General features: G+C 47.7%; 20 protein-coding genes and 1 pseudogene. 8 read left to right on the top strand and 13 right to left on the bottom strand.

Annotation, left to right across the window (positions count from 1 at the left end):
- Positions 1–34: 34 nt before the first annotated feature.
- Complete coding sequence (locus tag PSI14_RS13350; RefSeq protein WP_273576351.1) at positions 35–340, top strand: hypothetical protein; 306 nt, start codon at positions 35–37, stop codon at positions 338–340.
- A 27-nt stretch (positions 341–367) separates the two neighbouring features.
- Here PSI14_RS13350 and PSI14_RS13345 read toward each other — a convergent pair whose 3' ends face one another.
- Entirely contained in the window at positions 368–490 is a 123-nt protein-coding gene (locus PSI14_RS13345) for a hypothetical protein (RefSeq protein ID WP_273576350.1), read from the bottom strand.
- 669 nt (positions 491–1,159) lie between these two features.
- Between PSI14_RS13345 and PSI14_RS13340 the strand changes: the two genes are divergently transcribed.
- Positions 1,160–2,293 (top strand): PfkB family carbohydrate kinase, encoded by a 1,134-nt coding sequence (locus PSI14_RS13340; protein WP_273576349.1) that lies wholly within the window; start codon positions 1,160–1,162, stop codon positions 2,291–2,293.
- A 208-nt stretch (positions 2,294–2,501) separates the two neighbouring features.
- On the opposite strand, the gene PSI14_RS13335 is transcribed toward PSI14_RS13340, so the two are convergent.
- From PSI14_RS13335 to PSI14_RS13285, 12 genes are all read right to left on the bottom strand, one after another.
- Positions 2,502–3,239 carry a class I SAM-dependent methyltransferase gene (locus PSI14_RS13335; protein ID WP_273576348.1) on the bottom strand — a complete coding sequence of 246 codons (738 nt, stop codon included), beginning with the start codon at positions 3,237–3,239 and terminating at the stop codon, positions 2,502–2,504.
- Positions 3,240–3,972: 733 nt separating this feature from the next.
- Positions 3,973–4,281 carry a GAD-like domain-containing protein gene (locus PSI14_RS20245; protein ID WP_370688863.1) on the bottom strand — a complete coding sequence of 103 codons (309 nt, stop codon included), beginning with the start codon at positions 4,279–4,281 and terminating at the stop codon, positions 3,973–3,975.
- 109 nt (positions 4,282–4,390) lie between these two features.
- Positions 4,391–5,026, bottom strand: a complete 636-nt coding sequence (locus PSI14_RS13330) for a GAD-like domain-containing protein (protein WP_273576347.1) — start codon at positions 5,024–5,026, stop codon at positions 4,391–4,393.
- 95 nt (positions 5,027–5,121) lie between these two features.
- Entirely contained in the window at positions 5,122–5,757 is a 636-nt protein-coding gene (locus tag PSI14_RS13325) for a GAD-like domain-containing protein (protein ID WP_273576346.1), read from the bottom strand.
- The gene (locus tag PSI14_RS13320; protein WP_273576376.1) at positions 5,757–6,560 is read right to left on the bottom strand and encodes a polymorphic toxin type 15 domain-containing protein; all 804 of its coding nucleotides are present in this window, start codon (positions 6,558–6,560) and stop codon (positions 5,757–5,759) included. Before PSI14_RS13320 ends, PSI14_RS13325 begins: the two co-directional genes overlap by 1 nt.
- The gene (locus tag PSI14_RS13315) at positions 6,557–6,997 is read right to left on the bottom strand and encodes a hypothetical protein (RefSeq protein WP_273576345.1); all 441 of its coding nucleotides are present in this window, start codon (positions 6,995–6,997) and stop codon (positions 6,557–6,559) included. The genes PSI14_RS13320 and PSI14_RS13315 overlap by 4 nt, the downstream gene beginning before the upstream one ends.
- Positions 6,998–7,007: 10 nt before the next feature.
- On the bottom strand, positions 7,008–7,382 hold the full coding sequence (locus PSI14_RS13310) for a DUF4150 domain-containing protein (RefSeq protein ID WP_273576344.1): 375 nt from the start codon (positions 7,380–7,382) through the stop codon (positions 7,008–7,010).
- Positions 7,357–8,583 (bottom strand): DUF2169 family type VI secretion system accessory protein, encoded by a 1,227-nt coding sequence (locus PSI14_RS13305; RefSeq protein WP_273576343.1) that lies wholly within the window; start codon positions 8,581–8,583, stop codon positions 7,357–7,359. The genes PSI14_RS13310 and PSI14_RS13305 overlap by 26 nt, the downstream gene beginning before the upstream one ends.
- A gap of 11 nt (positions 8,584–8,594) precedes the next feature.
- Positions 8,595–8,843, bottom strand: coding sequence for a hypothetical protein (locus PSI14_RS20240; protein ID WP_273576342.1), 249 nt, complete (start codon positions 8,841–8,843; stop codon positions 8,595–8,597).
- Positions 8,812–9,102, bottom strand: coding sequence for a bacteriophage T4 gp5 trimerization domain-containing protein (locus tag PSI14_RS20235; RefSeq protein WP_370688859.1), 291 nt, complete (start codon positions 9,100–9,102; stop codon positions 8,812–8,814). The genes PSI14_RS20240 and PSI14_RS20235 overlap by 32 nt, the downstream gene beginning before the upstream one ends.
- A gap of 130 nt (positions 9,103–9,232) precedes the next feature.
- Complete coding sequence (gene tssI, locus PSI14_RS13290; RefSeq protein ID WP_273576341.1) at positions 9,233–10,474, bottom strand: type VI secretion system tip protein TssI/VgrG; 1,242 nt, start codon at positions 10,472–10,474, stop codon at positions 9,233–9,235.
- Positions 10,475–10,510: 36 nt separating this feature from the next.
- Positions 10,511–12,223, bottom strand: a complete 1,713-nt coding sequence (locus PSI14_RS13285) for a type VI secretion system baseplate subunit TssF (protein ID WP_273576375.1) — start codon at positions 12,221–12,223, stop codon at positions 10,511–10,513.
- A gap of 316 nt (positions 12,224–12,539) precedes the next feature.
- On the opposite strand from PSI14_RS13285, the pseudogene PSI14_RS13280 reads away from it, so the two are divergent.
- From PSI14_RS13280 to PSI14_RS13255, 6 genes and pseudogenes are all read left to right on the top strand, one after another.
- Positions 12,540–12,948 (top strand): annotated as a pseudogene (locus PSI14_RS13280) (TIGR03757 family integrating conjugative element protein).
- Positions 12,945–13,913: a TIGR03756 family integrating conjugative element protein gene (locus PSI14_RS13275; RefSeq protein ID WP_273576340.1), complete on the top strand. Its 969-nt coding sequence runs from the start codon at positions 12,945–12,947 to the stop codon at positions 13,911–13,913. The pseudogene PSI14_RS13280 and the gene PSI14_RS13275 overlap by 4 nt, the downstream one beginning before the upstream one ends.
- Before the next feature lie 17 nt (positions 13,914–13,930).
- Positions 13,931–15,364 carry an integrating conjugative element protein gene (locus tag PSI14_RS13270; RefSeq protein WP_370688862.1) on the top strand — a complete coding sequence of 478 codons (1,434 nt, stop codon included), beginning with the start codon at positions 13,931–13,933 and terminating at the stop codon, positions 15,362–15,364.
- Between the two features lie 5 nt (positions 15,365–15,369).
- Positions 15,370–15,708, top strand: a complete 339-nt coding sequence (locus PSI14_RS13265) for a hypothetical protein (protein ID WP_273576338.1) — start codon at positions 15,370–15,372, stop codon at positions 15,706–15,708.
- Entirely contained in the window at positions 15,705–17,153 is a 1,449-nt protein-coding gene (locus PSI14_RS13260) for a conjugal transfer protein TraG N-terminal domain-containing protein (RefSeq protein ID WP_370688858.1), read from the top strand. The genes PSI14_RS13265 and PSI14_RS13260 overlap by 4 nt, the downstream gene beginning before the upstream one ends.
- Positions 17,154–17,636: 483 nt before the next feature.
- Entirely contained in the window at positions 17,637–19,316 is a 1,680-nt protein-coding gene (locus PSI14_RS13255) for a ShlB/FhaC/HecB family hemolysin secretion/activation protein (protein WP_273576337.1), read from the top strand.
- Positions 19,317–19,326: the final 10 nt, after the last annotated feature.

Below are 19,326 nucleotides of genomic sequence, written 5' to 3'. Positions count from 1 at the left end.
TACTGATGAGACCGGGCAACAGATCGCACTGACCTTGACGGTTCACACCTGGTTTGAGCGCTCCGGCCTGACGGAAGATTTTTACTCGAATGCAAAACAGATTTGTCAATCACTCGGCAGCCGGATTGCCTCCAAATATGCACTCGAACAATTCTATAAGGAGTGGGGTAATTTTTATCTTTATGATGGTTGGGCGCGGGAATTTTATGTGACATCCACGGATTATCTGGCAGCCAGCTCAGGCTCAGCAGAACATCAGGCAAAATGGGCGTTTTGGGCAGAGACAGACCTGTGGGTGCGAAATGCCTGGGCGATGACGGCATTTGCGTGTGGTAAGTAGCAGTACTGAATAGAGTGTTCCATTATTTTACCTATAAGAGAAATGAGCGGCTGTTTGAGCAGTCACTTGAAACGCCGCCATTTTTTCTTCGTTTTGAATACTTTTTTTTGAATACGGCATTACATCCAGTGGTGATCCTGATTCAGACACAGGTTCCCCCCAGAAAAATTCTTATCACTTCAAGTACTCATCTCTTTGGATCAACAGATTTTCTCGAGCAATCCGTTTCCATGCATTACGTTTTTCTCATCCCTGAGCTGACAAATATCGATCGATTGATGGGGAGTTATTAACGGGTTATTCGTCCTCACTAATAAAAAAGTTAGTTAAATATAAATATTGGTTATTATGATGAAAAGAGATATTTCACTTATATAAATAACATGTTAACAATACTCATGGTAACGATATAATCAAACAAATTTAACGGCATAATAAAAAATATTACACCGAAATAAAATCGTGAAGTTATATTTCATATTGGTGAAAGTGTGTTAATTATCACATTTCAATGTAATTGAGAATTCCCATTTCATTTGCAAAATAAAATTAAAACAGAATAAAAGACAAATGCTAAAAATAATGCGATTATAATACAACTGGTTGTTTTTTATGAAGATAGGTTAGAATAAAATATGGTTACCACGCTAAGTTTTTTAATATGCTGTTAATTGGTTATTTTTCAGGTAAAAATTTAAGAGTAAAATCACATTTTTAACGATAAATAATATATCATTAAGTTTTCGATCGCTTTCTCACTACCAGCATAATGTATAAAAATACGCTTTACTGTCATTAATCAATGGAATAAAAACAACTATGTTTAAAAACAATAAAGGGCATAGTATGAGAAAAATGGATAATCTGGAGTTTAGAATATTACAACTGCTCAGGAAAAATCCTTTTCTCGCCCAAAAAGAAATCGCTGATATTATTGGCGTTAGTCGTTCAAGTGTCGCAGGATATATCCTTAACCTACAAAAAAAAGGGCATATAAAAGGAAAAGGATACATTTTTTCCAGTGGAAATTATGCCGTAACGGTGGGGGCTTCCAATATGGATATTACCAGCTTCGCTTCGACTGAATTATTAAAGAAAGATTCCAACCCAGGGAAAACAAAATATACGCTAGGTGGTGTTGCCCGAAATATTGCGCATAACATTGCCTTGCTAAAGAATGATAGTTATTTAATTTCTGTTTTTGGTGATGATTCATATGGAAAAAGATTATTTAGAGAAACCAGATTAGCCGGTGTTGATCTTAGCCATTCTCATAAGCTAAGTGATGAAAGAACCTCGATTTATCATTCAATAGTTGATAGTCATGGTGAACCGCACACATCCGTGAGTGATATGGATATTTTGAAAAAACTCACTCCTGAGTTGCTAAATAAATCTAAAGCTCTCATTGAACGAGCAGGAATACTGAGTATCGACTGCAATTTGAAAGAAGATGCTCTGGAATGGCTATTTAAAAACTCAGGTAATGTGCCCATATTTGTTAATCCTGTCTCGTCATATAAGGCGGGCATAGTACGTAACTGGTTATCATATATTCATACTATCAGACCCAATCGGCTGGAAGCAGAAAAAATCAGTGGCATTAAAATTAACTCAATAAAAGAGGCTAAGTTGGTAACATCATGGTTTCATGAACAAGGGGTCCAGCGGGTAGTTTTAAGTATGGGAGCTGACGGTGTTTATTACAGTGAGCTGGATTATATATCAGGTCACTCTCCGGCATTTCCTGCTGATATTGTCAATAACACGGGTTCTGGTGATGCAATGATGGCGGGATTAGTTCATTGTGCGTTAGCAGGTATGGATTTTGAAGAAAGTGTACATTTTGCACAACGCTGTGCAGCACTTGTACTGTCTACTGAATTAACTCATTCACTAACCCTGTCGCCCTTCGATGTTGAAAATTTGCTGGTATTGGATTCATATCGTTAATAATCATTGTGAAATAACATGATTCATCCCGCCGACATTATAAAAATAAAAAGATTTTAGAGTATTTGGCTAAAGCCGGGCGGAAACCCGGCAATTTTTTCAATGTTTCCTGTATAATAAGTATTATTCACTAATTGAAAAGACAGGAAAGGTTTATGTTCGATGAAATGAAATATATCCATCAATGCGGAGGTAATGGACAACGAACCTAAAACTGACAAATAAGTCCGGTATGAACACAATTCTGCAAATAAATATCCCAAAAACCTTGAGGATAACGTTCTAAGTCGCTTTCTAGGACGGTTGGTTTTTGCCAGCTAAAATGATCGAATCCTGCTTTTTTAAGCGCTTTTTCATAGCTTTCACGACTCCAACGATAAAACGTGAAAGGGCTTGGGGGGGTTGACAGAAATTTTGCCTGGTGACGGAAGCCATTTTTCCAAGGCTCTTCGCTCAAAATCTTAAAGCCATAATTCTCACAGTTTCCGCTTTCTAGCCGATAATCAGGTGATGCCATATAAGCAATCAATTTGCCGGAAGGTTTTAAATGCTCAGCAGCTGATTGAAACATCGTTTCCAGTTCTTCTGTGGATTCTGCATAGTGGAATAAAAAAGCGGCGATGACGATATCAAATTTTCCATCTAATTTCATTTCACATACATTTTTTACATGGAACTCAATATTATCACCATACAGTTTTGACTTGATTTTAGCGAGTTCAATCATTTTTTCAGAGATATCGACGCCAACCACTTTTGAAGCCCCACGGCGGTGCAATTCCCGCCCAAAATAACCATACCCGCAAGCTAGATCCAGAACTGACTTTCCTTGTATCTCACCGACCATGTTGAGTATATCCCGAAGCTCAGACTGTCGCTGGGCTACCGTATTGGAAAACTGTTCGTAATGTTCTCCAATTGAATCATAGCTTGCTTGCTCTTCCATTATTATGGCTCCTGATAAAAAATAGAATAAGGGTACTATTTTATAAAGATAAAGTATCATGAAATAATTAGATATAATTATTTTTGTAACGTGATTAATTTTACACGATAAACAATCTGTTTGAATTAAAACAAGAATAATCAGATGTTGCTCTATTCAAGAGCCTTGCCCAATTTTAAGCAGAGAGTCACCTGTCTGTGATAAAAACTGAGTATAACAAAGAGGAAGGTCTCCGTTGGAGGACCTATTTTTTCAGCCAGAAATCAGCAGATAACTGCTAACTATCCAGTTAAGTCGCCGTCAAGAAGCATTTCCCCGAACAGGCTCAAATGGAGTTAGCTAGTGAGAAAATGTAACATCTATATTTTGCGCCACCGTGAACTATTTGGCACACTGGATGTGTTTGGCTATGTTTTCACTGTGTTATGCTCGAGTTAAACAAACAATTTTTTGAGGCTAATGGAAGCGCTGTTGTGGATATCAAACTGAAAAAGACCATCAAGAGTAAGTGGATTGAACAGGAATGGGATCAGATTCAGCATATCATTTGTTTACTCAGCAAAGCGCAGTGATCAGGAAGTTATCTGGCAACAAGCGGAACAATAGAACACCGTTAGCCCTTTATGTGTATGATAGGCTGATTAAGTGATTCTATCTGCTCGACTTATTGGCCCTTTTTCACATCCGTTTCATAATAACCGATGGTTGGGGCAGTTATGCCAGAGAAATGGAGCTAGGAAATAGTGTGGAATGTACATGAAATAGTCAAGTTAGTTCCAGTCTTTTCACCATATAAACAAAGATCGCCGAAACCACTTCTGACAATAACATGATAAGCATCCATTGACTTAAATGGCGTATCTGTTAACCACATATCAACAATATCTTCATAAACCCTGAGGCTTACTATGCTAAATAGTCCATCATGGTAACTATTCCAATCCTCTGTTGACCAATAATTTAATAGCCTGTCAGGTAATTTTCCACGCCATTGATTTATTGTTTCTGTGGGAAATTCCCTATATTGAGTCGCTTCTTCAATCTTTTTAATAAAATATTATAAATATACATCACGTATTATTTATGTCCATCATTAATAGGTAAAGTGGCTGTTTGAACAGCCATAGTTATTAATAGATAACAATTATAGATTAAATTTCCTGAATATCTGGATCAGCGAATTGACGAAGAATGTCGAGATGAATATGCATATCCAATTTACTGACATTTTCAAGTTTGATTTCGCCACCTAAAATAATGGCAGGTTCAAAGCCAAATATTTCGTGCTCACCTAATGGACCATATTTTTCTACAGCTTTTGCAAAGATACCTTTTTTTGTGCCGCCTTTTAAATCAATATCGTCGATTGATTTTACAGCAAAAAAAGAAGATATATCGTAATCTAATTCTTTCTTTTCTTTTTTATAAGCTCTTTTAGGAGAATAAAAAAAGGTATTAAAAACACAATCAAGTGTTAAGTTAATTCCTGTTTGTTCGCCGCAGAGGTATAGTTTACCAAAACCACTTCTGGCGATGACGTGGTAAGAATCCATAGATTCAAATTGAGTATCTTCTAACCACATATCAACAATATCTTCGTAATCGTCGGGATTGACAATGCTAAACATACCGTCTTGATAACTATTCCAGCCTTCATGTTTCCAATAATATAATAATTGCCCAGGCAGTTTTCCCAGCCATTTATCTATAGATTCAGATGGTACAGGTCTATGCTGGGTTGCTTCACCCAAATCATCAATGAAACACTCAAAAAATGCGTCTCGCATTATTTTTCCTTTACTTAGGCATAATTTTAACATAACTAAAGTGGCTGTTTATACAGCCACTTTAGTTAACGGGTAAATATCAGGGAAATAGGAAATTAAATTTCCTGAATATCTGGATCAGCGAATTGACGAAGAATGTCGAGATGAATATGCATATCCAATTTACTGACATTTTCAAGTTTAATTTCGCCACCTAAAATAATGGCAGGTTCAAAGCCAAATATTTCGTGCTCACCTAATGGACCATGTTTTTCTACAGCTTTGGAAAAAATGCCTGTTTTTGTTCCGCCTTTTAAATCAAAATCATCAGGTGATTTTATTCCAAAGAAAGAAGATATTTCTTGGTCTAACTTTTTCTTTTCTTTCTTGTATGCTCTTTTTTTCGAATAATTAATAGAGTTAAAAATACAAGATATTGTTAAATTAATTCCTGTTTGTTCGCCGCAGAGGTATAGTTTACCAAAACCACTTCTGGCGATGACGTGGTAAGAATCCATGGATTCAAATGGGGTATCTTCTAACCACACATCAACGATATCTTCATAGTCATCAGGATTGACAATGCTAAATAATCCATCTCTATAACTGTTCCAGCCTTCATGTTTCCAATAATATAATAATTGCCCAGGCAGTTTTCCCAGCCATTTATCTATGGCTTCGTCAGGGACTGCTCTGTGTTGAGTGGCCTCTCCCATATCTTCAATGAAAAGCTCAAAATCTTCATCCCGCATCACTTTTTCCCCTTACCTCGACACAATTCTAATTGTACATTCATTTTGGCATCACCCACCCCATTGTCCAGAGCTTCTTTAACTGCATCATCAAGTGATTTTATACGTTTTCCATTCCAGCTACCACCGATGGCGCTGTTAATTCCTTTATCGCCCATTTTCTTAGGTGCATATTGTCCATACCCTCCTGCTACCATATCAGGTTCATGCAACGCAGCCAATCCATCGAATATATCGTCTGCTTTTTTCTGTGATATTTTCTTCGCTTCTTTTGCAGGAACTCCTCGGTTTTTTAAACTATCATATATTTTTCCTTTTATATCTTCTTTAGTATCATTTCGGAAATCTTCCTGCGCTTTACCAGCCAAACTATTCCGTTTATTCTTCTTATAAGAATTCCGTGCAAATTTGAACTCTTCAGGCGACATATTATTAATCGCATCCTGCTGTCTGCGCAGTTGTGCAGAATATTCTTTCAAAAATGCCTGACGCTCTTTCTCTGTTTTTAATCGCTTATAGCGTTTGCTGTTATAAGGATTAAAACACGGGACTTTAGTTTTTTTAGCCCCTTTGACTTTTCCGACTTTTTTCTCTGGTTCGTCAGGTTTTCCTGTGTTCTCCTTCGGTTTTTCAACCTTATTAACCGTTTTTTTCTTTCCTTCTTTAGCGGTCACTTTTTCAATGGTTTTCCCGATATGCTTAATGCCTCCGACGATCCCTTTAACGACACTTTTAACAGCTCCTTTCGGGTTCAGGTCTCCCAGTAGTGCACCGGTCTCCTGATCTGAATTGTCTAATGTCATCCTGAGGTCATCAAACTTGTCGGTGGCAGTACTTTTTCTGGTTTCTTCAGCGGCTTCCGATAACACCCTGGCCTGTTCTTTATTGCCAAGGATATCATGCCACCTTGCTGCATCTTCCATATCACGGGCGGCTTCCATTTTGGCCGCAGGGTATGCAAGTTCCGCAAGATCCACCCCAAAATTCCAGATATCTTTTGCCGCCCCTTCCCCATTTCAACGGCGCTTTCATATACCTGACTGGCAAAGTTCTGTTCGTTCTGCGTACCGGGCTTGAGTACCGGGCTCGCTTCAGCAGGGGCAGTAGTGACTTGTGGTGGCTGCCCGACAATTTCACCGAAGGTATTGCCTTCCCCTGTTGCAGCATCATTGCGTGCCTTTTTTTCCAGTAAAGGTTTATCGCTCACCGTAAGCGGTGCTTTTTTGGTTTTTTTTACCATCGCCGTCTCCTTATGCGCCGTTCATCCAGAATTTATCCCCATGCCGCAGCAGCAGTTTGTTGCCTGCCCGGACACTTTTTGAGTGTTCTTTTGGGTGGCACTTACCCCCGACTGTGCCGCTTTTGATGCCATTCGCAACGCCGTGCTGATCGCCCAGTGTCTGTGGCACAAAACTTTGGGCGAAGACCACCACGGGTTTGCCATTTGTCCGCACGGATTTGACTGGTACAGAGCTGTCTGCCAGTTTGGCCACCACCGGATAGGGAATGGGTGGCGTTGATGCCCCCATCGGCGTTTTGCATACGTCAGGTACAATGCTGACGACCATCCATTGGGTTGCTGTCCGGGCGAAATAGTTATCAGCCATAATGCACCTCCCTGCCATCACCCAAATCGACCCTGACCAGAGGTGCAGCCGGATCCATCTCAAACCGGGCCTCCATCACCCGGATGTTGTCGTCAATCTCGGCGTGGTAGCGGTAGGTCATGGAGAGCGTGAGGGCTTCGCTGTCGATAATTAAGGTATCCGGATGCATCAGATCAGGTAACATTTCGCCATTCAACATTCTCAGCAGCATAAAAGGGCGATGTCCCGGTAGCTGCACTCGCAGTGTGCCCTCACGGGTTAAATGAAACAGGCTGATACGGATATTATTATCCGGATGGTCGATTTGCTGATCTTCCGGCGCGTTATTCCAGTAGCTGAAATCAAAATCATCGGGGAGATACGGATGGCGCTCTTTCAGCCAGGTGTCATCGTAGGTGCCGGCTTTTATGCGACGGGGCAGCCAGGGACGACCAATTATACCGAACCCTGCCGGCAGGCAGCCGGGGTCTTTCATGGCAGCCGGCTGCCCTGTGCATTGGTCCATGTGTTTCCCGGTAACAGGCGCACCAAAGTGTTCAAGGCGTGGAGCCGGATAACGGGAAAGGTTTTTCGCTTCCACATACCACGGTGTGACAAATCCCGTGCCAATCGGATTGTATTCGAAAGTAGCATGGGCAATGGGAGCCTCTTCTTTTTCCGGATGCTGTTCCCGTTGCTCATCGGACAGCCTGAATCCATCTGCCACGGCAGCGGCGGCTTCATCATTTGCGTAGATCTTACACTGGCCGCCAAAGGCATACCGGTAGTCTATCGGTAGTTCCGTGAATTTTTGCGACGGGGTCAGTTGCCATTCCCCTTCTGGGGAACGCTGAAACTCGCGTTCTCCCCACACCAGTAAGGTTTTATCGATAAGGGGTTGCCGATCCGCTGTTGTGACGAGTAACCGGACAGGGACTCTTTCAGCCGGAATGCCCGCTGGTGCATAGGCCACCCCGTTGACAATCACATCACATTTCGGTTTTAAGGGGGCCAGATCACTTTCCAGCCGGACAGAAGACAAGTTAAGTTCACCGCTGAATTCATCCTGCAATGCCAGCTCCCCGAACGGCTCGGTTAATACGGCCTGATAATACGGTCCGTTGCCGACAGGCTGGAGCTGATAGACGATTTTCATCGCGACAACATGATATTCGTCGTCTTCGGTATCCAGCATCTTGTAGTGCATGACCGAAAACGGCGTCAGATTCTTAAATTCCATCGCAAAGCTCCTTAGTTCAGGTCAATGTCCTGTGCGCTGATTTGAATGGCATCACTGGCCTGGAACAGGAAGTTATTCCCCTGAATCGTGACATTACCCAGCTTGTCCATGCGCAGGACACTGTTGCCACAGCGCAGCTCAATCACCGTGCCTGCGGTAATGGATAAGGATTCCCCCACATCCAGTGTATCTGTCAGGCCAATGGTCTCTTCCCGGTGTTCATAGACATCAATGGTCTGGTTTTTTTTTGATCGTTTCACTGTGGTTCGCCAGCACATGGGTATTACGATCATTGAGTACTTTGGTGTTCATGTCTTTTTGAGCGTGAATAAACACTTCTTCGCTGCCTTTCGCATCCTCAAAGCGCAGTTCATTAAAACCCCGGCCTTTGTGGGTCTTGGTTCTGAAGGTAGTGCGGGTTTTTTGGGCCGGTAAATCCAGTAGCGGGCGGTTCAGGCCGTTATAAACACAGCCGGTGACAATCGGCCGGTCAATATCCCCGTTGATGATGGAGAACAACCTGCTGAACCGCTTCCAGCTTCAATTCAACGGAATAGTGGCGTTTGGTCGGTTTCAATTTCATTGTCATACCTCATTGTCATGTTAATAACATTAGCAGGCTTTTGAGGTGTCCGAGATCCTTATACCACTATACTTTGTCATAGCGGTTCCAGTGGAAATGCACTTTGATCGCCCCGTCTTTATTGACGAAGATTTCTTCCCCCTCAGGCCCAACGACAGTGGCGGTTTCATCGCCATCAGCCTGTGGTCTGTAATGGAACGGCGGACGCCAGTCGATGAGACCATCAATAAAGCTGAAGTGATTACTGAGCGTTGTGCCATCACCACTGCTATCGCCCAGTGCCTGCGGGCAGCGACTGTGATGGCTGATACCGACAATCTGCCAGCGGGCGTTGAGCGGCAGATGCGGGTGACTGATGATTTCGAAGATTTTGCCCGGCATCAGTTTGATGCAGTTGCTGCTGCCACTGCCGGTCTGTTTCTGGTTATCCAGTGCGTCATGGCGGTATTTGAGAAACGGTTTGGCGGCGGCATCTTTCTGAAAACGCCCGTAACTTTCAAACACGGTATAGGGGGTTTGGGTGCCAAAATCACGAAATCCCTCGCTGCTTTGCATATGGGAGAGGTGATAGCGGGGATTATCGTAGTTAAAATCTTTGTGGAGGCTGCGTTGCGGACTCATCCCGACACCCAGTCGCACCTGATAAATCGTATCTGTACCCAGCGCGGTTTCCGGTTGCGGACTGTAAGTCAACGGCAATCCCGCAGTCATGCCTAAATGGCTGTCGCTGAAAAACAGGGTTTCATCCTCGAACCAGAAGCTGATGCCTTCTTCTGCTGCCAGCCGGCTGAAAAAGGCATAATCCGATTCCCGCTTCTGGGTAACATATTCTCTGTCCTGATGGGGATCGTAGAGTTTCGAATCGGCCCGGACTTTATGTTTTTTCAGTAAGCCACTCAGAATGGCAGGCACATTTTGCTGATGGAAAATACGGCTCTCCTGATTCAGCGTCAGACGCCAGAGTGCCGGGCGGACGGTGACGCTATAGAGCGTCTTATTGCCGTCGGTGCCGATCCAGTCCGCGTGGGAGATGATCCCGGTGATTTTGCGCTGCAACAATGGGCCGTGAAAGATTTGCAATACCGCTTCCTGCATCAGCAGCAACGTTAACTTAATTTCTGTCAGTGGCTTAAACGGATTCAGATTACCGGCTCTGACCAGCGTCAGGTTCAGGGTAAACAGCTCAGATAATCCTTCCTGAAGGGAAAACTCCCCTACGCTGAATGTCCCTTCGGGCAATCCTGCTATCTGAAAAGTAAAGCGTAATCCACTTTTAGCGGTGGGAAGTATATCTGTAATATTCATCATGTTTTGTGGTGCTCCTTGTTGTAATGGGGTGATGGCTTACATTTCTGCACGTGTTCCGTCGACTTCCCGGAACGTCCACAGAACATCACGGCTGTCCGGGGTGTAAACATCGAGTTTGACGAAGGTGGACTGACTGATAAAACACGCCATGGCATCATTGACTAACCGGCAGAAACGGTACATTTCCCCCGGATTGTGGTAACAGTCGGGATTGAGTGTGAGTCCCACCCAATGCCCCCGGACAGGACGGTCGCGTTTCAGGCGGTCGGTCAGGTGTTCTTCCACACGGACAATGCCGTCGATATGCCGTCGGATATGGCGGCTCAGCGGGCGATTGAATTCGGCGTAGGGATCGAACAGGCGGAGAAAATGTTTCAGGCTTTCTGTGGCGAATAACAGTGCAGGCGGGCTGGAAAGACAGGAAATCAGCGGCCAGCCGACATTGTCCTGTAACAGCGGTGGGTAATCGGGGGTGACAGGAAGAATATTGCGTACGCGGAGATGGGCCGGAGAACCTTCCTGTGTGACAGTAATTTCGCCTTGTTTTAAGGTCATGGCCTGGGGGTGGTAACCCAGAAAATCGCCAACAACACTCAGCGGGGGCAGGCACTCAGCCGGTTTGCCGGTCAGGTCAAAAAAATGCAGTTGGTGTGTGAGCCTGCCCAGTAAATCACAATCACGCTGGTACAGATAGTAAAACGTTTCAGGCTCGTCGTCTTCCGCCAGCCAGGGAGTTGACGGTGTAAACTGTTCGATGGGCAGATAGCGGGAGGGGCTTCCCCGTTGTTGTGTTGCATCGGGCTGCTGAACTACCTGAATATCGCGCAGCCGGAACAATTGCACGGACTCGCCAAGGGACAGGGGATAACGGTGATTTCCTTCATCCAGTGGCAGGGGAGAGCTGGTCAGGATTTCCAGATGCAGGGCAGGTACACAACCGAGCATAAAGGCATCGTCAATATTCTCCAGTGGTAATTCACCCTGAAAACGGAAAATGAGGTCAAAGGTGCCGTTGGCATTTAGCGGGACTTCAGGGCAACTGTTGCTGATATCGACCGTCATAAAATTATACAGATGGGGCAGGGCATAATATTCCATCAGTAATTGCAGGCCGGCATACGTGTGTTTTCCCCTCGGCAGGAGAGGATTATCGAACAGGTTGTGCCAGCCATAAGGAAAACAGTTCAGTTTTCGCTGCTCTCCCTGTGCGTTCAGACGCATCTCACAGATATGTTGATCCAGCCACAGGCTTAACTGGGCTGCCCGTTCATTGTCTGAGCCGAGGAAAAAAGACAATGCCCCGCTCTGCCAGACGGGAGAAGGGGTGCCCGTCTGGCAGAGCGTCAACACTATCTCGCTGTGTGTGCCGGTTTTTTTCACGGCCCGGTTCAACACAATCAGGGGTTCAATATGCAGGAACCGGCAGGTGTTAAAGGTGAGTAACTGCCCGTTGACATCGGCGGAGATCGGCGTGCCTGCCGGGATATCAACCACCCCCTGATGCTCGCCATCGGTGGGATGAAACTGCATGAGCGTGGTCGGCGGGATGGGACTCAGGGCGGACGGCCAGATGCGGGACAGGATACCGTGGGTAATTTCAGGAAAATCATCCTCGACTTTATCCCGTAAGTGGGCAATCAACAGGGCAAAAGCTTCAAAAGTCCGTTGAATATCGGGATCATGGGAGGCTGTTAAAAAATCAGCCAGATGCGGCGAGTCTTTCGCCCCACGCCGGGCTAGCTCCCGCAGGTAGGCCAGTTCTTGCAGGTACAGCGATTCCTTTCTGTTTTTCTCTAAAGTGTCGATTCATTATTGATCGACACTTTGGGTGGAAAGTTTATATTAAATGAGTGTGTTATAAGAAAATGCGACTTATTGTATCTGCATATTGATTAATTTAATTAATGTCATTCTTTTTTTATGATCCCCGTACAGTCCGAAAGGAGAGGGGACAGCGTGAGAAAGTGAGGGATCTTTTTTATCTGATGCAAAAAAGAATTGTTTGCTGATTTTTTCGTGTTTTTTCCACATGCTTCCTGTTTATTGACCAATACGGGAGGAGGAGATGAGAAAGCGCTGTATATTATTCTGGCTGGGATGGATGGTTGCCTCAGTGGGGCAGGCAAAAACGGTGGTGTATACCGATCATCAGCACCCGCCGATAAATCTGACGCCGGACAGTCACGTCGTCTGGCGTCGTCTGGCTGGATACTGCTGAACAACAGCAAAGGCAAATCTTCGCTCAACTCTCTGCCGATCCCCTGCAGGCCACAAAGCAAGCACAGGCAACCCTCCAATCACCCCAATGGCACCAACAAGAACAACAACTGATCAAGGCTTATCGGTCTGTGGTACAGGCATGGCAATTAGATGTGCAAAAGTATCCGGCTGTGGTCTTTGAGGGTAAGGAGGTGGTGTATGGCACAGCGGATGTGGCAAAAGCCCGCGCACTCAGGGAGCAACATCAGCCATGAGTCTTCAACGTGTGACTTTTCCTGTACTCATCACCCTGATAGCGGCATTTTCTCCGGTGACACAGGCTTCAATCAACACCGCCCAGATTGTCGCCAGCAGTCTTTCACCGTCCTGTATTCAGTGGCGGGTCAGTGGTATCTGTTACTGGCTGCTCTGTGGCTGGCACGGTTGTACCGTGAAAACATCGGTTAAGGTGACCCATTACCTCCCCGACGCGGTGGTGTCCACCTATCACGCGCCCGGTGGCAATCCGTGGTCTGAAATGGCGCAGGTCAGTCAGTTATCCGGTGGGTTGGAAAATACGGTCACCGGGGCGTTATCCCATCTGAATGCCGGCGGGGGAAATCACAATGTCCAGATTGCCGGGCAACGGCGTACCAGTCTGCGTTTTAAATATGCTGATGCCATCGGGCATCCTGCGACCAGCCTGATAGGCGGGCAAATCCCCGGTTATTCGTGTCGCAGTGCGGCCACCCCGCTGATGCCTTATTTTCTCAGTACGTTGGATAGTGTGGTATGGCGCTCGGGTCTGCCGGAATCGTTTTATCCGGAAGCCCTCATTCCCGGTCAGCGGGAACTGGGCAGCCAGATGGCCGCCAATCTGTGGGGCACTATTTATCCGCGCTCGGGCTTTGTCAATCAGACTGATGATGCCAAGGCATCGGCTGTGGTCGCGCAACGGGTCGCGGATATCATCACCCGTGCCGGGCAGCCCCATGTTTATCAGACGCTGAAAGGCACCCGTACCGCCGGTTACTGGCCGCCAGAATCGGTCACCGAAAATACCGGCACCAAAAATCACCAATGGCAGCGGTTATCACCGACGTTAAGTCAGTCCTGCGCCGTGTTTCCTGACGGGGAACATTCGGCTGCAAGCAATGGCAACCAGGCGTATGCCCTGTGGCAGCCTTACAGTTGTTGCCAGCGGCGTGGCCAGCGTTTTCTCAGCAGTACGGATATCTGAAAAAGGGATAAATAATGATGAAAAGAAACGCGTTATGGCTGATAGCCGGTGGGCTGGCCATCGCTTCGGCACAAGCCAATGCTACCGGGCTGTCCCTGACATTGCCGCAGGTGAACCGCAGTGCACTGGGTTATGGGGCAGAAGCCAGCGGGGCGGTGTCCGATACGCTGTTCTATACCCTGGGGGGCGGTTCGGTAATTTCTGAACCGGCCAGTCGCAGTGGTTCAGCCACACTCGGTGGATTAGAACTGGGCTGGCGCTCGGATTTGATGTGCGGCAATTTTGACCTGAAAGCCACCGTCAGCAATCAGTTGAACGGTATCACGGCCGGGTTCAAGAACCTGATGAGTGATGTGATTCAGGGGGCGACCGGTGCAGTGGCGAGTCTGCCGGCCATGGTCATTCAACGGGCCAATCCGGGACTGTATGACATGCTGACCAACGGCGTTTTGCAGGCCAATGTGGCGTTCGACAAAGCCCAGTTCAATTGCCGGGCGATGGCCAATAAAATGATGGATTTTGCGCAGAACACTAAATGGACCCAATCGGCGGCCTTGCAGGAATATAAAAATCTGGTCAACAGCGGGGATGGTGATGCGGTGCGCGTCAATAACGCCGGCAGCAAAGCGACCGGTGCCAGCGGACATCCGTGGATTGGCGGACAAAGGCAGGGAGGCAAGGGGCAGAATGCCATTCGTCCGACCCGCGATTTAGCCAGTGCCGGCTTTAATATGATGAATCAGCTGCCGGTACTGAGTCAGTCGCCGGTCAGCACCCAAAATTGTGGGGCCAGTGCCTGCCGTAAATTCAGCAGTGCGCGAGAAGCGGCCGAAGTGGTGGTCAGCGTGCTGGGCGACCGGGCCATCCGCACCTGTGCTCAGGCAGCAGAATGTGTCAGTGGTGGTGAAAAACACCAGCCGGGCACCACAGTCGCGGGCACGGGGTTTGCCCCGATGCTGGAAGCCCATACCCAAACCAATACAGAACAGCTGGTGAAGCTGGTCAGCGGCACGGAAAAACCGATGGCTGCAAATCTGGCGAAACTGAAAACCGGCAGTCTGGTTGTGACTCAGGGTGTCATTCAGGCGTTGCAGCGTGATTCGGATAAGGCCGCACTGACAGCCCGTTTGGCGGGCGAACTGGCGATGGCAGAAACCACAGAGACGGCGTTGCTGATGCGGCGGATGCTCATCACTGGCATGTCCGAACCCAATGCGGCGGCACAATCAGAAGCGCTGGCAGAAGGCGAACGGCGGATTGAGGCACTGGACCGGGAAATCAATGCGTTAAAAAATGAGATGCAGCTGAAACGCGAACTGGCTCACAATGCCATCCTGACCATTATCGAGCGGGACACCCAGCGCATCAGAATGCATCCGCAAAAACAAATCCCGGACAGCACCGATGCACGCTTTTATCAGCTGGAAGTCCCAAACCGTGAACGCAGGTAAGGCGTATGATGGCAGAGAAGCGTTCAGGATTAAGAAAAGGTGTCGTGTTATCACTGGTCATCGCTTTGATGATGGTTATCACTGTAGCGACAGGTTGGGTCGGGCTGTATCAGGCAGAAAATATTACCCGGCTTCACCGCTGGATGACAGCAACCGGCAAATTTTGGTTAGTTTGGCGGCTATGTTTGTATGCCGCACTGGGCTGGGGCAGCCGGAAAATCTGGCAAAGAGTAAAACATCAGGCGGGACACCACGCAACGCTGATAAGGATGATGGTGGTCAGCCTGCTGTTTATTCTGCTGGGTGAATATGCCCTGTCAGGCCATGTTGAGGGAACAACATGACCACCAACAGCTATCTGGAATATTTTCTGACGTTGCTTGGTTGGGTCGTTAATAACGGATTATGGCAAATTCTGATTGCAACCGGGCTGTTTACTCTTCCTTTAGTGATAAAGGTAATAGCCATTTGGTTGAAAGTGCGTGAAGGTGGCGAAGAAGAGGGCAATGGTGGATTACAGTCGCTCGCCCGGATTGAAAACACCCTGTACTGCGCTTTTTTCGTCATGGTGGTGTGTTGTGTGCCGCTGGTCAATGTCAGCCTGACGACCCTTCAGTACGACCCGTCCCGTGCCAAAAGTTGTGGCACCTGGACACCGAAAGCACCGGATAGCAGTGGTTATGCACCGGTGATGTCCAGCCTGAATAATCAGACGGCAGCTGTACCCCTCTGGTGGGCGGTGGTACACCGGTTGTCCAAGGGGGTAACGCAGGCAGCAGTGGCCTCTATTCCCTGTCGGCCGGATTTACGGCAACTGCGTTTTGAAGTACAGCATACCCGTATCAGCAACCCGGCACTGGCGGCGGAGTTACAGGATTTCACCCACGATTGTTATGCGTTGGCACTTTATCAGTGGAAACAACGCGATCAGGGGAAAACTACCGATCCGGCTACCCTGAGTGATATTGACTGGCTGGGCAGCCTAATGTTTTTAGCCGGTGATTACAATACCCTGCAATCGCGCACGCCCAGAGCCGGCTTTCCGTGGCAGGCGAGCCGGGACAATGGACGGCCTGATACCGGGCAGGGTGGATATCCTTACTGCAAAACCTGGTGGTCAGCCGCCAAAACCGGCCTGAAAGACCGGGTAGTGGCACAGGCCGATCCGGGCTTGTGGCTGCGCCTGTTTGCAACACTGAAAATACTGGGCAAAAGTACGCAGACCTATCAGGAAGCGGTGATCCGCCGTCTGGTCAGTCCGGTGAATCTGACAGTTTCTCAGGAGGGTTATGTCTATGCCGGCTATGGCGGCAATGCCGATCCCGGCTTGTTAGATGGATCTAACCGGATTGGTGCTTCGGCTGGTGCTCTATTGGGCGGATTACTCGGCATGCCGATGTTCGACGCGGTGCGTCAGGCTCTGCCAATGATGCAGGCGGTGATCCTGATGGCGCTGTATATCTTAATCCCGTTGATCCTGCTGTTTGCCGCGTATGAGTTTAAGACCGTCTTCACGCTGACTTTTGTGATTTTCGCGCTGAATTTCCTGACGTTCTGGTGGGAACTGGCGCGCTGGCTGGACAGCCATTTGCTGGAAGCCCTGTACGGCTCGGACACTCACAGCCTGTTTAATCTGGCGGGCATTCAGAATACCTCGGACGATTTAATCATGGGGCTGGTGATGGGTACGCTGTTTATTGTGCTGCCGATGGTCTGGTTGGGCGCATTAGCGTGGGCTGGTGTGCGGATGGGGGATATGGCAGGTATGATGAGCCAGGGCGTAGGATAGGTCAGGCAATCTGCGGGCATGTTCGGGCAGATGGTGATGCAGAAGGTGTTGTCCAAAGGAAAATAGTGAGACCCGTTTTTTGTCATAAAGGAGGATTACTGCCCCGTCAGAATACTCTGAAAAACACATCATTTGTTATTTTTTCTAATCATATTGGTCGGGATTGTGTTTTTGGAATAGGCAAAATGCCGACGAATATGCTCCATGCCATACGCAATATGTTTAATTAATGTTAATTCATTGCTATTTTGTTGCATAATGACAGTTTATTAGTCTAAATCCCCGTCTTTTTGATCATCTTGTGATTGGTCTGATTGAAAATAAACCAATTTCGACCATAATACCCTTTCGCGTATTTTTCTCAAAATCATTCAATAATAATTAAGTATCTTATTGGTTCAATTATGGCAACAGTAACGCGCAGCAACCTGTTCGCCGGGGTGGCCGGATGGGCTGTATTTGCTTCTCTGCCTGTGCAGGCAGATGGATGACATTAACAGCACATACTCCGGTGAGTACTTTGCTTCTCTGCCTGTGCAGGCAGATGACCAACCCTTTATTCATCAAAAACAGCAACAACAGGCATTGGAACAGCGTCTGGAAGCCAGGGCACCGACAGTGCGGCTTTCGGCTGATACGGTATCCACGTCTGTATTGACATTTCCCACCGAATCGCCCTGTTTTGTGATCCAGAACGTCACTTTGTCCGGCCGGGAAGACCTGCCGCACTGGGTGCCGTTACAACGGCTGGCAAATCAGGCCAGCGGGCACTGTCTGGGGGCGCAGGGGATTGGTCTCCTGATGAGCACGATGCAGAACCGGCTGATTTCCCACGGCTGGGTGACCACCCGTATTCTGGCACCGGAGCAGGATCTGAGTCAGGGCGAACTGCAACTCAATGTTGTCACCGGCAAAATCCGGCAGGTACGCTATACCGAGGAGTCGGATAAATACGCGACGCTGTATACCGCGATGCCGGCCCATAATGGCCATGTGCTGGATTTGCGGGATATCGAGCAAGGCCTGGAAAACCTTCAGCGCATCCCCAATGTTCAGGCGTCAATGGAGCTGGTGCCGGGTGAACAGCCGGGCGAGAGCGATATCGTGATTAAACGCCAGCAGTCGCGTTTATGGCATGTGGGAGCCTGGGTGGATAACTGCGGGACCAAAACCACCGGACGCACGCAGGGCGGGCTGATGCTGGCGCTGGATAACCCGACGTCGCTCAGTGACCTGTTTTATCTCTCCCTGAGCCGTGATTTGGCTTTTTCCCGCCGCAAAGATTCCACCAACTATACCGCGCATTATTCGTTGCCGTTCGGTTACTGGCAGTTTGCCGTCACCGGCAGCAAATATAACTATATGCAAACCGTGCCGGCACTCAACGGAGATGCCCGATATCGCGGAAAAAGCCGCAGCCTGAACGCGCAATTAAGCCGTGTCCTGCATCGTAATGCCCGTTCAAAAACCACATTGATTTATGGCGTGAATGTACGCGAAACCCGCAATTTCATGCAACAAACTGAAATTGACAGCCAGAAACGTCGCACCAGCAGCTGGAGCCTGGGGCTGGATCACCGCCATTATATCGGCACGGCGATACTGGATGCGGGCATCCGTTATCAAAAAGGTACCCGCTGGTTTGGCGCGCTGCCGGCGTATGAAGAGCGCAATGATAAATCGTCCTTAAACTACGCCACGGCAAAATCCGACATTATCCAGTTATCGGTGGCACTGAATACGCCCTTTAAGCTGGGTAACCAGTCCTTTCAGCACCGGATGGAATACCAGAAACAATGGAGCAACACCCCGCTGACCCCACAGGATCAGTTCAGTATCGGCAGCCGCTGGACGGTGCGCGGTTTTGATGGCGAACGCACGTTGAGTGCCGATGAGGGCTGGACGCTGCGTAATACGCTGTCATGGCAGACCCCAATGCCTGACCAGCAGCTTTATCTGGGGGCGGATTACGGCCGGGTGGGCGGACAGGGATCAGAAATGAGTATCGGGCGCACCCTGGCGGGCGGCGTTGTCGGCCTGAAAGGGAATATTCGCCCGGCGGATCTGGCCTATGACGTGTCGGTCGGTACGCCGTTTTCCAAACCGGATGGCTTTAAAACTGACCACGCCCACGTCAATTTCAGCCTGAACTGGCAGTACTGAGGAGGCAGCA

The sequence above is a fragment of the Xenorhabdus anantnagensis genome (genome assembly GCF_028598555.1).
In the GTDB taxonomy this organism is placed as follows: Bacteria; Pseudomonadota; Gammaproteobacteria; order Enterobacterales; family Enterobacteriaceae; genus Xenorhabdus; species Xenorhabdus anantnagensis.
This window is presented reverse-complemented; position numbering and strand designations above follow the sequence as displayed.

What these genes read in the sequence shown, in the direction of transcription:
- PSI14_RS13340 (WP_273576349.1), top strand. Translation starts at nt 1,160, where the DNA reads ATGTTTAAAAACAATAAAGGGCATAGTATGAGAAAAATGGATAATCTG.
- PSI14_RS13335 (WP_273576348.1), bottom strand. Translation starts at nt 3,239, where the DNA reads ATGGAAGAGCAAGCAAGCTATGATTCAATTGGAGAACATTACGAACAG.
- PSI14_RS13330 (WP_273576347.1), bottom strand. Translation starts at nt 5,026, where the DNA reads ATGCGAGACGCATTTTTTGAGTGTTTCATTGATGATTTGGGTGAAGCA.
- PSI14_RS13325 (WP_273576346.1), bottom strand. Translation starts at nt 5,757, where the DNA reads ATGCGGGATGAAGATTTTGAGCTTTTCATTGAAGATATGGGAGAGGCC.
- PSI14_RS13320 (WP_273576376.1), bottom strand. Translation starts at nt 6,560, where the DNA reads ATGACATTAGACAATTCAGATCAGGAGACCGGTGCACTACTGGGAGAC.
- PSI14_RS13315 (WP_273576345.1), bottom strand. Translation starts at nt 6,997, where the DNA reads ATGGTAAAAAAAACCAAAAAAGCACCGCTTACGGTGAGCGATAAACCT.
- PSI14_RS13310 (WP_273576344.1), bottom strand. Translation starts at nt 7,382, where the DNA reads ATGGCAGGGAGGTGCATTATGGCTGATAACTATTTCGCCCGGACAGCA.
- PSI14_RS13305 (WP_273576343.1), bottom strand. Translation starts at nt 8,583, where the DNA reads ATGGAATTTAAGAATCTGACGCCGTTTTCGGTCATGCACTACAAGATG.
- tssI (WP_273576341.1), bottom strand. Translation starts at nt 10,474, where the DNA reads ATGATGAATATTACAGATATACTTCCCACCGCTAAAAGTGGATTACGC.
- PSI14_RS13275 (WP_273576340.1), top strand. Translation starts at nt 12,945, where the DNA reads ATGAGTCTTCAACGTGTGACTTTTCCTGTACTCATCACCCTGATAGCG.
- PSI14_RS13270 (WP_370688862.1), top strand. Translation starts at nt 13,931, where the DNA reads ATGAAAAGAAACGCGTTATGGCTGATAGCCGGTGGGCTGGCCATCGCT.
- PSI14_RS13265 (WP_273576338.1), top strand. Translation starts at nt 15,370, where the DNA reads ATGATGGCAGAGAAGCGTTCAGGATTAAGAAAAGGTGTCGTGTTATCA.
- PSI14_RS13260 (WP_370688858.1), top strand. Translation starts at nt 15,705, where the DNA reads ATGACCACCAACAGCTATCTGGAATATTTTCTGACGTTGCTTGGTTGG.
- PSI14_RS13255 (WP_273576337.1), top strand. Translation starts at nt 17,637, where the DNA reads ATGGATGACATTAACAGCACATACTCCGGTGAGTACTTTGCTTCTCTG.